At 41.0% G+C, this 13464-nt stretch carries 19 protein-coding genes; 5 read left to right on the top strand and 14 right to left on the bottom strand.

Annotated features, from left to right (window positions below; translation table 11 throughout):
- Nucleotides 1–90: IS3 family transposase (locus BMG01_RS11635; protein ID WP_143470296.1), on the top strand; the 90-nt coding region annotated here is incomplete at its 5' end.
- A 100-nt stretch (nucleotides 91–190) separates the two neighbouring features.
- Here BMG01_RS11635 and BMG01_RS10920 read toward each other — a convergent pair.
- From BMG01_RS10920 to BMG01_RS05220, 11 genes are all read right to left on the bottom strand, one after another.
- Nucleotides 191–361 (bottom strand): hypothetical protein, encoded by a 171-nt coding sequence (locus BMG01_RS10920; RefSeq protein WP_004911024.1) that lies wholly within the window; start codon nucleotides 359–361, stop codon nucleotides 191–193.
- A 123-nt stretch (nucleotides 362–484) separates the two neighbouring features.
- Nucleotides 485–670 (bottom strand): hypothetical protein, encoded by a 186-nt coding sequence (locus BMG01_RS05175; RefSeq protein ID WP_004911023.1) that lies wholly within the window; start codon nucleotides 668–670, stop codon nucleotides 485–487.
- A gap of 15 nt (nucleotides 671–685) precedes the next feature.
- Nucleotides 686–1234, bottom strand: a complete 549-nt coding sequence (locus tag BMG01_RS05180) for a hypothetical protein (protein WP_036066453.1) — start codon at nucleotides 1232–1234, stop codon at nucleotides 686–688.
- Between the two features lie 268 nt (nucleotides 1235–1502).
- Complete coding sequence (locus BMG01_RS05185; RefSeq protein ID WP_004911016.1) at nucleotides 1503–1688, bottom strand: hypothetical protein; 186 nt, start codon at nucleotides 1686–1688, stop codon at nucleotides 1503–1505.
- Between the two features lie 68 nt (nucleotides 1689–1756).
- Entirely contained in the window at nucleotides 1757–1936 is a 180-nt protein-coding gene (locus BMG01_RS05190; RefSeq protein WP_004911012.1) for a hypothetical protein, read from the bottom strand.
- A gap of 14 nt (nucleotides 1937–1950) precedes the next feature.
- Nucleotides 1951–2826: a hypothetical protein gene (locus BMG01_RS05195; RefSeq protein ID WP_036068140.1), complete on the bottom strand. Its 876-nt coding sequence runs from the start codon at nucleotides 2824–2826 to the stop codon at nucleotides 1951–1953.
- A 372-nt stretch (nucleotides 2827–3198) separates the two neighbouring features.
- The gene (gene radA, locus BMG01_RS05200; RefSeq protein WP_080519300.1) at nucleotides 3199–4566 is read right to left on the bottom strand and encodes a DNA repair protein RadA; all 1368 of its coding nucleotides are present in this window, start codon (nucleotides 4564–4566) and stop codon (nucleotides 3199–3201) included.
- A 2-nt stretch (nucleotides 4567–4568) separates the two neighbouring features.
- The gene (locus tag BMG01_RS05205; protein ID WP_036068143.1) at nucleotides 4569–5429 is read right to left on the bottom strand and encodes a metallophosphoesterase; all 861 of its coding nucleotides are present in this window, start codon (nucleotides 5427–5429) and stop codon (nucleotides 4569–4571) included.
- A 16-nt stretch (nucleotides 5430–5445) separates the two neighbouring features.
- Nucleotides 5446–5706 carry a hypothetical protein gene (locus tag BMG01_RS11435; RefSeq protein ID WP_004910993.1) on the bottom strand — a complete coding sequence of 87 codons (261 nt, stop codon included), beginning with the start codon at nucleotides 5704–5706 and terminating at the stop codon, nucleotides 5446–5448.
- Nucleotides 5707–5907 (bottom strand): hypothetical protein, encoded by a 201-nt coding sequence (locus tag BMG01_RS11440; RefSeq protein ID WP_004910991.1) that lies wholly within the window; start codon nucleotides 5905–5907, stop codon nucleotides 5707–5709.
- Nucleotides 5907–6449, bottom strand: a complete 543-nt coding sequence (locus BMG01_RS05220; protein ID WP_004910989.1) for a deoxyuridine 5'-triphosphate nucleotidohydrolase — start codon at nucleotides 6447–6449, stop codon at nucleotides 5907–5909. The genes BMG01_RS11440 and BMG01_RS05220 overlap by 1 nt, the downstream gene beginning before the upstream one ends.
- A 120-nt stretch (nucleotides 6450–6569) precedes the next feature.
- Between BMG01_RS05220 and BMG01_RS05225 the strand changes: the two genes are divergently transcribed.
- From BMG01_RS05225 to BMG01_RS05235, 3 genes are all read left to right on the top strand, one after another.
- Nucleotides 6570–6851, top strand: coding sequence for a GNAT family N-acetyltransferase (locus BMG01_RS05225; protein WP_004910985.1), 282 nt, complete (start codon nucleotides 6570–6572; stop codon nucleotides 6849–6851).
- Nucleotides 6848–7534 (top strand): ribose-5-phosphate isomerase RpiA, encoded by a 687-nt coding sequence (rpiA, locus tag BMG01_RS05230; RefSeq protein WP_004910982.1) that lies wholly within the window; start codon nucleotides 6848–6850, stop codon nucleotides 7532–7534. The genes BMG01_RS05225 and rpiA overlap by 4 nt, the downstream gene beginning before the upstream one ends.
- A gap of 95 nt (nucleotides 7535–7629) precedes the next feature.
- A complete protein-coding gene (locus BMG01_RS05235; protein ID WP_004910981.1) occupies nucleotides 7630–9060 on the top strand; it encodes an aspartate ammonia-lyase in 1431 nt (476 codons plus the stop codon).
- A 32-nt stretch (nucleotides 9061–9092) separates the two neighbouring features.
- On the opposite strand, the gene BMG01_RS05240 is transcribed toward BMG01_RS05235, so the two are convergent.
- Nucleotides 9093–10031 (bottom strand): multidrug resistance efflux transporter family protein, encoded by a 939-nt coding sequence (locus BMG01_RS05240; RefSeq protein ID WP_036066440.1) that lies wholly within the window; start codon nucleotides 10029–10031, stop codon nucleotides 9093–9095.
- A gap of 116 nt (nucleotides 10032–10147) precedes the next feature.
- Here BMG01_RS05240 and BMG01_RS05245 point away from each other — a divergent pair, with 116 nt between their 5' ends.
- On the top strand, nucleotides 10148–11512 hold the full coding sequence (locus tag BMG01_RS05245) for a PLP-dependent aminotransferase family protein (RefSeq protein ID WP_084013429.1): 1365 nt from the start codon (nucleotides 10148–10150) through the stop codon (nucleotides 11510–11512).
- Between the two features lie 10 nt (nucleotides 11513–11522).
- Here BMG01_RS05245 and BMG01_RS05250 read toward each other — a convergent pair whose 3' ends face one another.
- Complete coding sequence (locus tag BMG01_RS05250) at nucleotides 11523–12458, bottom strand: DUF1810 family protein (RefSeq protein ID WP_004910974.1); 936 nt, start codon at nucleotides 12456–12458, stop codon at nucleotides 11523–11525.
- Nucleotides 12430–13449, bottom strand: a complete 1020-nt coding sequence (locus tag BMG01_RS05255; RefSeq protein ID WP_004910971.1) for a nucleoid-associated protein — start codon at nucleotides 13447–13449, stop codon at nucleotides 12430–12432. Before BMG01_RS05255 ends, BMG01_RS05250 begins: the two co-directional genes overlap by 29 nt.
- Nucleotides 13450–13464 lie beyond the last annotated feature (15 nt).

Genomic DNA, 13464 nt, shown 5'->3' on the forward strand with positions numbered 1-13464 from the left:
AATTATTACAACAATCACCGGATCAAACAAAAACTCAATGGTTTGTCGCCGGTTCAATATCGACAACTCACCACTGAGTCTGTTAGTTAATTAATTTTATTTTGTCCAACTATTGGGGTTCACTTCATGTCGACGTCGCTTAGAAGTTGCAAAAAAGGACCACATTTATGGAAATGCGGTCCTTTTTGATTTATAAATTATGTGTCACGTTTTTGTTGGCAACGTCATTGTCTTTAAGCTGGCGTTTCAGTTGCTTGAGTTCACGGTCGGAATTAACTAGGAGGTAGCCACCACAACCATAAATAGCAGCTTCTGCTAAAGAAATTAGATTATGGAAATATGATGTTGCTATAATTGCCACAACGGTGACTGCAAAATAAATTCCCCAACGTCCTGAAAAAAATTTTTTGTATATTTCATTTTTGTTTTCCCCGTTAATATTTAGTAGCTTTAAGTCTTGAAATTACTGCTTTATTGCTATCATTTAATCTTTTTTTACCTGATTGAGTTCACGGTCGGAATTAGCTAAGAGACCCCCAGCAATAATAATTAGCATGAAGTATGCTGACACAGTAGCCTTTGGAAAATAAAACGTGATGATTGCTACTAGAACCACCACAATAAAATATTTTACCCACCGGTCACGGAAAACTGTTTTTAATTGTCTCATATTAAAGTCCCTCGTTTAATACTTACTTATGCCCTTTTCCAATGCCAGCCCACTTAGCACCATAGTTGATGCCTGCGTAATCTCGCATGACCACCCACCATAAAAGGCCGTTGAAACACTATAATGTGGCACTGTGCTGTCCCAGACAACTGAAACGCCATTTTTTGGAAAACGAATCGATGGTTTATGGCACGCTGCCTGTGGATTGGGCCAACAATCATTACAATACCAATATTTATCGCCTTTAGTACATGAACCAGATCGCCAACAAACACCAAAACCATTTGCCACGGCCATTTGAGCACGATACTTTAACGTATTAGCACCACTTACATTATTTATGAGTTGTATCAAATCCATGCCAAACAAGTTGACACCTTGGCTATGATTATCAAAGTTTTTAGCATACCGAACACTCTCATCGTAAGATAAATAGTACATATTTCCTTTACCAACAGCATGTGGTTTTGGTAGTGCATCGTTTGCCACAGCGCCACACACTTTATGAGTTATTGGTATCAACAAAATTGTGATTGTAACTAATATGATGACTGTTTTTTTCATGTGTGCCCACTCTATCAGTACGATAGTCAATACTTTTTTGCACCTTGCTGTTTTTTCTTATAAGCGGACCTTGCTCTTAAGGCCAACACTAATGAAAAAACAATAACATGCAGGCCATTTGTATATCTATTAAAAACTCAGGTACTGCCATTCCAAACATACACCATGCACTATCACGTAAAAGTTACTGTTTCTCGCCAGTTCATAAATTTCTGCCACATATTAGTCCCTTTTTTAGTAAGTTGTCTTGTTTTTGATCTAATCAACCTCACTTTTCATTACGTTGCTTAGCTTCTTTAGAATTAGCCAACACAGCGTATATTACTGATCCCAAAAGCATCGTAATCGCCCACTGCATATCAACAAAAGCGCCAGAAACGGCGAGTCCTAGAAAAAAGGCTGACATTTCACGATAGCTCGTACCAGGTGACAACATTTTTATTTTATGCCACATCAGCTTGCTCCTTAGTATGCCTTTTATTGCCATTAACGCTTATCCGACTATTGTATTCTTACAGTCTTTTATTTGTCTTTATTCTCTGTCTTTCCAAAAGATATCAATCCAAATATTACTGAAACAAATAGATATGAATAGCCGACTACTGCATCAATTCTAAAAGAGGCCATTGAAAAGCCAAAGAAAAACCACGCGCCATCTCGATAATTAACTTTTTTTGCTATCCCTTTAAGACTTTTCCACATTCTGCTTTCCTCTTTTAGTATGCTGTTTTATTGCCATTTACTCCCACCCAACGACCGGCACTATTATAGTCACACGACCAACCTAAGTAAAAGTCCATGTGCATTGCATTAAGCCCACCCGACCAATTGTTTGGCGTGCGATTATCTGACCCGTCAGGTTTACTCAAAGCCGATTGTGGCGTCCCCCAACTATCATTGTAAAAATAGTCATAAAATTTGCCATTCTTAGTAGTTGTTACTGTGCCGAAGCCTTTGTCTGTAGTTTTATCATAGGCATTTTTTAACTTAGCAATTTCTTCATTCATTGCGTTGATTCCGAGAATGTCGATATTACTAATTCCAATAACAGAAAGGATTTTACCAATCAGCCCTCCAGGAGAAACTATGGCAACAGTGGCATTGGTAATAAAACTCGCGGCACACATATTGTCGTACATTTTCAAAGAATTTTGGTAATTATATCCTGCAACACAAATTCCAGATTGATGACCACTTTGCCAAGACCATCCGTTACTAGTTTGCAGATGATCTGGTGTCACAGCATTAATAGAAGCTCCAACCGTTGGCTTTTGATTTACTTTTAATGTTTCAGTATCGCTATCAAATAAATAATTATTCATTTCATTCCATTTACCATCCACTAAAGGCATCAATAATGTTTTGCCATTAATGATGAGTGTCCGTTCTTTCGAATCTAAGTCGAGCGCAGCTCGATCACCTTTGCTACCATCTGTCGCATCTACGATATCACTGTCTTTAATTGTTATGCTTCGACCATCAATCATTGTATAAGTACGTTTGCCTATTTCATCAGCTAATACCGGCACTATAGGTACAAAAGCACCAACAACTGTTACTATCAACATCATGAGTGTAATAATTTTTTTCATTATAAACATTTCTCCTTGAAATCTTTAGTTCTACATACGTTCTACATACACGTTTATCGTAAGCTAATAACTTGTCTATTTGCGTCAATATTTTCACTCAATCGACTCCTAAAATCATCAAATGAAAATCACGTCTTCATCACACTATCATTTAGAAGACAGTTCGTGTTTAATACTAACTAACCATACCTACCACCCATTTTCCATTACCTTATTCACAATTTTTCCTGTCATATTTCTTCTCTTTTCTTTAACATAAACTTCATTATTACAGCCTTTTATGAATTTTCATCGACTATTTTGATATTTTTTTGTGCAATCATTCTCATTTTTTGACAAAATAAAAAGCCAGTTAAACTGGCTTTTTAAATATTACCCTAGCGCAATTTTAAGCGCTTCGCTCAAGGTTGCGACACCAACGATTTGAATGTCACGTGGCTTGGTAATCCCATTTAAATTGTTTTTTGGTACAATTGCACGTTTGAAGCCAAGCTTTTTTGCTTCCTTTAAACGCCCTTCAATATCAGCAACACTGCGCACTTCACCAGTCAAACCAATTTCACCAATAAATACATCACTAGATTGTGACTCTTTATCATAGTAAGAACTCGCAATCGCAATTGCAATTGCCAAATCAATCGCTGGCTCATCAAGTTTGACACCCCCAGCCGCCTTCAAATAGGCATCTTGATTTTGCAGTAGCAAATTAGCACGTTTCTCAAGTACAGCCATAATAAGTGACACACGGTTACGATCTAATCCAGCCGCGGTCCGTTGCGCATTTCCAAATACAGTCGGTGTAACCAAAGCTTGCAGCTCAACCAAAATTGGGCGTGATCCTTCTAATGCCACCACGATGGCCGATCCGGTTGCACCAGCCAAGCGCTCCTCAAGGAAAATTTCAGAAGGATTGGCAACCTCAATTAGCCCGCCATCTCGCATTTCAAAAATACCTAATTCGTTAGTCGCCCCAAAACGGTTTTTGACAGCACGTAGAATACGGTATTTGTAGTGACTATCACCTTCAAAATATAATACCGTGTCCACCATGTGTTCCAAAATCTTGGGTCCCGCAATAGCACCATCTTTGGTCACATGACCGACGATAAAGATGGAAATATTATTAGTCTTGGCGATTTGCAGCAAATCAGCTGTCACCTCACGAATTTGTGAGACTGAGCCAATGGCAGACGTGATATCTGGTTCTTGCATCGTTTGAACCGAATCAATCACCACAAAATCCGGCTGTAAACTTTCAATTTGTTTTTTGATAGCCGTCATATCCGTTTCCGGATAAAGGTAAAATTCGTCATGCCCAACGCCCAAACGATCAGCACGCAATTTAACTTGGGTCGCAGATTCTTCACCGGTTACATACAAAACACGACCCGCTTGCGCCAATTGCCCTGAAACTTGTAGCAATAACGTTGATTTACCAATACCCGGATCGCCACCAATCAGTACCATTGATCCCGGTACGACACCACCACCAAGGACACGATTTAACTCCTTTAGTTGCGTTGCCACCCGTGGGGTCGCCTCAGAAGTCACTTCGTTAATTTTTTCAACTTTGGCCGTTCGACCATCAAGGCTGACACGGCTCTTGCGATCATTGGTTTCTGGTTGAATTTTTTCTTCAACTAATGTCCCCCACTCACCACAATTCGAGCAACGCCCAAGATAACGAGCTGATACAAACCCACAATTGGTACATATAAATTGCGTTTTAACTTTAGCGATAGTTATTCTCCTTTCAGCTGTTGATAAAATGACTGGGCTTGCGCTTGATACTCTGGAAAACGTTTGTCCGCCGCCAAACTATCAACATCACGTGTAAATTGACCTGTTTTTAACATGCGAATATAGGACTCAGAAAATGGCCAGTCAGCCTGTTTGGCACGGGCTATTTCAAGTGATGTATCATAATTGACCCGTCGAAAATCAGCGCTCGCCACACCAACAATATCGTCTAATGTCAATAACAAATACTGTGCAATCATACCTTTTTGAGTCAGTTGATATGATTGCCCCACTGTCCCAGTATTCAAAATACGGTGCATCCGATACGGTTCATAAACAATGTTGTCACTGCGCATAATTTGAGCATGAACATGTGCATGTATTGCCATGTCCGCATCACTACCTTGAAATACTCTATCAAAGTTGGCTTGTGGTGCGTCGGGCGATAAATCACTACCGTAATTCTTATTGGGCTGATTATGCATGAGGTCAATTTTTAGCCCTGCACGTTCAATACGACGCTTAATTGGCAACCGCCTGATTTGATCAATCTCTGCCTGATTAAATGCCGCATATTCACGTGACATCCAAGCCAAAAAGGCCACATCCTTAGCATTACCAAAATCTATTGGCTCGCCAGCTTCAATTTCAAAATAAGTGGATTCCCAATTACCTTGTAAGAAAACCGTAGTGTTCTCCTGTTGCAGCAAATGGTAACTCGCTACCGTGCCAGGCCCAAACGTTGTAATATCGCCTAATGACCAAAACTCGGTCACCCCATTCGCTTTTGCATCAGCAATCGCAGCCTCTAAAGCTGTTAAATTACCATGAACATCTGCTAAAACACCTATCTTTTGTTGCATGTGATGAATTGCTCTCCTAATCTTGATTCATGAGGTGGATTGGCGTAGTAGGCAATTCACGTATAAACGGCTGCAATGCTGTTGGCTTAAAGTCAGCTAAATCATTGGTGTCACGCCATGTTACAGTTTGCTCCCACGCATCTTTAGCAAATAATTTAGTCTGATCAGCTTGTTCAACTAGCCAAGTAAAATTAATTTCATTAGTCTGCTTACCACGAAAAGCAAACAGATTTTCCGTGACGGCAATCAACCGTACCGGTCGGACGTGAATGCCCATTTATTCAGCAAATTCTCTGACAATAGCAACCTGACTTGTCTCACCAAACTTAATTTTTCCACCCGGTAAGGCTGAAAAGTGATTGTCGATGTCGACATTAACTGCCACCTGATGCTGTTTGTTAAAAAAGGCGCCTGTCACGCGCAACTTAAAATCGTGTTCAACCCCTCGCCAAACAATATCTGTCGCCTCATCTGCCATTAATTTTGACCCGTTGACCCAAATCCGCCTTGTCGTTGTTGTTTAGCAACTTGATCGTCCCCATCAGCCAGCAGATACGGTAAGAAAATTCCTTGACCAATACGTTCGCCTTTTTTGATGTGAACATCTTTAATGCCAAAGTTAATGAACTGGAAGAAAATTTCACCTTCATTAGCATCATTATTATAGTAGTCAGCGTCCACAATACCAATTGCATTTGGCATCATGATACGCTTTTTGATTGGACCGCTAGAACGTGACACAAGCTGCAAATACTCACTTTCAGCCATATATGCTTTAATACCCGTTGGTACCAAAACAGGCTTTAAAAGGTCTTGTAAATCGGCATCATCACGAATACCTTTTAGTTTACCAAGGGATAAAATGTTGAGTCCCTTAAAAAAAGGATTACTCAAAACGCTTGGCAAGGTAACGTCTGCTGATGCTTCAAAATCATATCCAGCTGCTTGTGTTGTGCTTCGCTTAGGCAAATTTAAACCAGCATTAGCGTATTGACTTACTATTTCAAAACCACGTGTCATCTTTCAAATACCTCATTAATTGTTTATATTTCATTATACGTTATTTCGGTCAAATTTTAGACAGCATTTTTGTCACTTAACTGCTCTTCTATTGTTATAATGTAGACAGAGGAAATCATTATGGACTTTCAACATGAAAATGGTCGTTATTTTTTGGAAAAAGACGGCAAAACAATTGCAGAAGTGCTTTATACCACAATTAATGATGGCAAAACCTTGTCACTCAACTCGACAATCGTTGACCCATCACTACGTGGTCAAGGTGTCGCACGTCAGTTAGTCGATACTGTCGTTCATGAAGCACAAGCAAACGGTCAAACAGTGAAACCCGTCTGCTCATACGCACGCGCTTTGTTTTTCCGCAATCCCGACATTTATCAGGAGATTGAATACAAGTCATGAGTTCAACACAAGATTTGCAAAAGATTATTGCTGGCCGACGTGCCGCTGAATTTGTTCAAGATGGTATGGTGGTCGGCATTGGCTCTGGTTCGACCATTGCCCACGTTATCACAGCATTGGGTGAACGTGTTGCCAACGAAAATCTCAAAATTGTTGGCGTCCCAACTTCCGAGAAAACGCGTCGTAATGCGGCTAAACTAGGCATTCCCATGTATAATGTTGACGATGTCGACAAAATTGATTTGACGATTGATGGTGCCGACCAAGTTGCCGACGACTTTTCAGCCATTAAAGGTGGCGGAGCTGCTCTCCTATGGGAAAAAATTGTCGCTTTCAATTCACGTGAAAACATCTGGGTCATTGACCAAACCAAACGTGTCCCAAAACTCGAACAATATTTACCCGTGGAAGTCATTCCTTATGGTTCTGAACAATTGTTCAAGCGCTTTACCGCAGATGGATTCCACCCAACTTGGCGATTAGACCAAAATGGTAATCCTGTCCGCACCGATTCGGCAAACTTCTTAATTGATTTACATTTACCAGTCATTGAAGACCCAAGGGCTTTGGGTGAAGAACTTATTGGTATGGTTGGTGTTGTTGAACACGGTTTGTTCACCGATGTCGTCAATCAAATTGTGATTGGTCATGAGAATAACGTTGAAATTATTAAGGCACCTTGAGGGGCCTTTTTTTGATGTCATAAAACATAACATAGATAATTGGTATACTCGATTTGTGCGGTAAAATATTCTCATAACCTGCAAGGAGAACCAACATGCGTACAGAATCAGATTCACTTGGTCAGATCGAACTGCCAAAAGATGTCTACTTTGGTGTTCATACCCAGCGAGCTTTGAATAATTTCCCGATTTCAGATAATGTCACTCACCCAGAAATTATTCGCGCCTTTCTGGAAATTAAGCAAGCAGCTGCCCAAACAAACGCCACGTCAGGTAATTTGGATCGTTCAATTGCCAAGCACATTGTCAGTGCAACTAAATTACTCCTCAAGCAACCAATTGATTCTCGTATGTTTCCCATTAGTGACATTCAAGGTGGTGCTGGTACAAGCACCAATATGAATGTCAATGAAGTGATTGCCAACATTGCATTAGAACAAATTGGTCGCGCCCGTGGCGACTATCAACGCATTAATCCCAATGATCATATTAATATGGGTCAAAGTACCAACGATACTTATCCAAGCGCTGGTAAAATTGCCTTGATTCGTTTGATGGCGCCATTGCTTGACTCATTAGAATCCCTAGTTGACGCTCTTGGCAACAAAGCTGACACGTTCTCTACAACTTACAAAATGGGGCGCACGCAACTGCAAGACGCCGTGCCAATGACGTTGGGTAATAGTTTTCACGCATGGCTCAAGCCCCTACGTCGTGATATAACACGGCTCACCACCGCTCGCGATGCGCTATATATGCTTAATATGGGTGGCTCGGCCATTGGTTCAGGAATCAATGTCATCTATCACTATCAAGTCCACATCGTCCCAAACCTTGCTAGTATCACCAACTTGCCCTTGACACAGGCACATGATTTATTTGACGCCACCTCTAATTTAGATAGCTTTGTGGCGCTATCAGGTGCTCTTAAGTCACTGGCGGTCAACCTATCAAAAATGTCAAATGATCTAAGACTCATTAGTTCCGGTCCACGTTCTGGTCTCCATGAAATCAATCTACCCGCTAAACAAGCCGGTTCTTCCATCATGCCCGGTAAAGTTAACCCCGTCATTCCAGAAGTAGTCAACCAAGTCGCTTTTGAAATGATTGGCTTTGACGCCACCATCACAGCAGCGGCGGAGGCTGGACAGCTTGAGCTCAACGCTTTTGAGCCCATTATCTTCAAAAGTCTGATTGCAGGCATTGAACATTTGACCCGTGCAATGGATACACTACGTATCAATGCGGTTGACGGTATCACCATTAACAAATCACGTTTGTCACAGGATATTGATTTGTCAGCTAGTTTTGCAACCGCAATGGCCCCAATTATTGGCTATCAAGAAGCTGCTAAAATTGCCAAAGAATCCCTACGTACTGGCAAATCGTTGCGCCAGATCGCTGAAAATAAAGGTGTATTCAGTGAAGATGAACTGGCACATATCTTCAAGGTTGAAGACATTGTCATCAACGCTCGAACACCAGAGCATGGTCTTGTGTTGCATGCCCCCAAAGCTAAAGCATAGTCAAACCCAAAGTAGTCAGACGACTACTTTTTTTAATCGCGCAAACTAATCCCAACAATACCGACAATAATCACCAAAACGCCCCAAAATTGCCAGCCAAACGAGAACGGATGATGTAAAACAATCACACTTAAAATGATTGAAAACACTAATTCCATCGCTTGTGTTGCTTCAACTTTGGCTAATGATTTGATGTTCTTAAAAACCATTGAGGTTGCGTGGAAAAAGAGTGCCGTAGCAATAACACCTGAAGAGAGCGCAACCAGAAAAGTTGCCATAACCGTTTTGCTGCTAGGGGTGCCGTTGACAACAAAACTAATCCCAGCAAGCAATAGCCACGTCGGTGTTGTACAAATTAACATCCCCCAGATTCGCTCAATTCCACTCGTTTTGGGCGCTACCACCATGACTTGACGATTTCCCAAAGGATAACAAATCGCCCCAACAAGAATCGCCAACAAGGCTAAGTAGATATGCCCAGTGATATGAATTGTCCCCATGTATTGCATGACCGTCATCAACACACCAGCCAAAATAAACCCCATCCAAGGCAAACTTTGCCACGGAAAAGGAACTTTTGGTCTTGTTGTCTTCCCTCTAACACGTAAGTTGAGCAATGGGGTCGTCAAAACACCACAAACAATTGTGCTTTGCCAGACGCTTGCCACCAACCAGCCCGGCAAGTATGCGCTTGCTAAACATAATGGCACATAAAACAGCACAAAACAAAAATGACTCCACACCCACCATGACACCGGTTGCCGACTGATTGCTTGCTTCACGTGCTTAAATGACCCACCGAGTGGTACTAAAATAACAGCCATCATGGGCACCATCCATAAAAATCGCAGGGACGCAGACCATAGCCAAAAACCGTTCTTATTCGCAATGATTTCATTGAAAATAAAGGTCAATGAGAAAAAGAAGGCAGATAGCACACCGATGAGAATTGCTTTAACACTTATTTTCATACATAAACCCGCCTTTTTCTGATTACTAACAAGTTACCAGTAAATACAAAGGCATACAATAAAAATATTGTATGCCTTATAATATTTAATAATCACAGATAATTAGGAGAACAACTATGGTTGATGATGACTTATCTTGGGTCCCCAGCAAATTGCCTTTGCAACCACCGCTTTACCAATCGCTGTATCAAAATATTCAAAACGACATTGAAAACGGCATATTGCCACCCTATAAACAGCTACCTTCCCACCGAGAACTGTCCTATTTTTTAGACATTCATTTCACAACTGTCACACATGCTTATGAATTGGCAATCAAACAAGGACTACTCTACTCAGAAAAAGGTCGTGGTACTTTTGTATCGCCTAATGGTGTGCGCGATAATACAATTCAAGCACAAAATAACGCATCACACATCAGCGATTTGGGTAGTCTCAATATGGGACACACGCCTAATAGTCTTGCAGAAAGCACTATCAAACTAGCTATGTCACACGTCACATTAGCAACTTTGTCACGCTACTCTACCAACGCTTTTGACGACCAACAATACCACCAAATTTGTCAGCAGTGGTTTGATTATTTACAGGTGCCCATGAACAAGAATCAATCAACCTTGATTACCGGCGGCGGGCAGAGTGGCTTAGCAGTCATCTTGTCTGGCTTGTTCAAACCTTATGACACAATCGTCGTCGATGAATACACCTATTCTAATTTCATTGAATTAGCGAAAACATTGCATATCAAACTGCTGGCAATTGCGCAAAATCAAGATGGCATGGATCTCGTTGCACTCGAACATTTACTCACCAATCAAAAAATTAACGGTGTTTACGTCATGCCATTTTTATCCAATCCAACCAATCGTTCCATGCCACTGATTCGGCGTCAACAGTTAGCAAGATTGAGTAGGCAACATGATTTTATTATCATTGAAGATGACTATTTGAGACATTTAGATACACAAAAATTGCCTGCCATAATTGATTTAGCACCGCAAAACACAGTTTATATCACTAGCTTTTCTAAAATTGTTGCGCCCGGTTTGCGCGTCGCCTTTCTCTTGTATGACCAGCAATTTGATCGACAATTGCGCCATTCATTTACTAATTTAAATTTGCAAGAACCGACGCTAGACTTTGAAATTATCCGCTATCTGATTGAACATCATCTTATTGAACCTTTAATCCATTATCAACGTGAGCAAATAGAACGTCATGTTGCTGTTTTTCGTGAAATATTTGATCTCAGCGCCCCTAACAGTCCTTTTCAATGGGTCAAAATTAATCCTAAGTTGGAAATTGGAAAAGTTAAAGACGATTTGGCGCAACAAAAAATCCATGTGCTGTTGAGCCCCCAATTTCAAGCTGGTGGCTGGCGGTCGCACAGGGATTATTTTGTCAGAATTGCAATTGCTGGCATTAGCGATACAGCGCAACTGCAGCAAATACTGTTACGCCTGAAACCTATCATTAGGTAAGCAGGCGTTTTTATTTTAACAGTGCTAACGTTGGCTCATGTAAGCGTCCGTTGAAGTATTTCACCAATGCACGTTGGTACAGTTCAGAATTGTCAGCGACTTTACCAAACAATGTCAAACTTGCTTGGAATTTTTGCGCATCGACTTCACCAAATAATGCCACCGGATCAGAGTCAGGCAAATTCAGTGTGGTCGTGACAATCGTTTCTAAACGCTCACGTAATGTGTCATCAGCAAGATAATCGTTGGCTTCTTGTTCGCCATCAATACCATAGTACATTGCACGCGCGCTGCTACCCAAACCTTTTAATTGTGGTAGCACAAACCACATCCAATGGGTTTGTTTTTGACCATTGGTTAATTCTTGAAGTGCGTCTTGATAGGAATTCACGCCAATGATTTCACCATTTTGGGCGTCAAGAAAACGTTGTAGGATACTATCAACCGTCAATGTTTGCGCTTGACCGGTTGCTTTGTATTGCTGATACACTCTAAAAACAGCGTCCCCAGAAAACGTTAGTGGTGTGTGGGCAATTGTTTTCGGTGACATCCAACGCTTAGCGTCGATTTCAGTGTCATCAATTTGAGATAACTCATCATCCCATGATGTTAACAAATAAACCGTTGTGTAGAGTTTCGTCCGGTCACCATTAGGATAATGGGCAATGTAGTGGCGTCCTGATACTGTTCCTATCAGTTGTAATTGTTGTGGGTCCGCGACGATACCACCTTCTTCAAGTGATTCACGCGCTGCATTTTCCTGCCACGACATTTCTGGCTCAACGTAGCCACCGGGGAAAGCCCACGCATTGAAATCACGATTAAAGACCATCAATAGCTCGCCTTTTTGATTTTCAATGACGGTGTCAGTAGTGGCCGTCACCAATTCAAAGTCATGACCAACTTTTTCACGTATTTTAGCAATATAGGAATCTTGATAGGGCATATTTTTCTCCTTGAACGCTGAACTTGTTGACGATGGACGCAATGTCTTTGAGCACCAACGACATCGTACCATCCGCGTTATTGACAAATTCTACTTTACTATGATCTTGATAAATATCAATCGGAATAGATAATTCAATACCGGAATCCAATTTAAACTTTTGGACGCGATACTTTTTTTCGTATTTGGTCGTGTTGGGGACAGCAACAGTCTTTGGAATTGCCTTTTCAGTGTATTCTTGCTTCGCGCTGATATTATTGGTGAAAACTTTTTCAGCAATTTTGTCAGTGTCAATTTCACCAGTCGCCTCAATACTATCGTGGATCACGGTTTGTGTGATAGCGAGCGCTTCATGCTCTGGTTCGTCGTATTTTTCAGCGATATTTTTAACTGTGCGCTTAATCGTTTGAATATTCTCTTTTACCGAAACGTCCGGTTTTATTTCGAGGAATTTTTCGGAAAAATACGGCACGCGGTGACCATCAATGAGGTATTTCTTTTCTAGCAGTTGATAACTATCATCGTTTAAATCAACCAATATTGCTTCACTGACCGTTTGCGTCGCAGCGGGCAAAACAGCTTGATTTAGCACCAAGTTATTCACCATTTTGTCGTCTTCGTATTCGACAGCATGTGCATAACGTGGTGCAAAATCCAACTTTATCAACCCAAATACTGGCCCTTCGTCCATCGTCGCTTGAAAACTCAACAAATCGCCGGGGTGAATTGCTTCACTCCCGGCCATTGTGTCAAATAATTTAGCAGCGAGTTGTGTGGTCATGGTCGCAAAATTATCTTGTGCCAAACTTTTTTTGAGATAATTGTCGGCGGTGAGATGACCTGTCTTGATATCACCTTGCATGACCTTGGCGACAATCTTGTCAATATAATCATGAACACCAGCGTTATCAACGTTCATTTCCGCTTGGGAAGCAATTAAACTACCTGTGTTCGTATCTAAAATATGCAAAATGGCATGTTGAATAATCATCGTAATGTCTGTTGT

The organism is Leuconostoc sp. BM2 (genome assembly GCF_002095565.1).
In the GTDB taxonomy this organism is placed as follows: Bacteria; Bacillota; Bacilli; order Lactobacillales; family Lactobacillaceae; genus Leuconostoc; species Leuconostoc falkenbergense.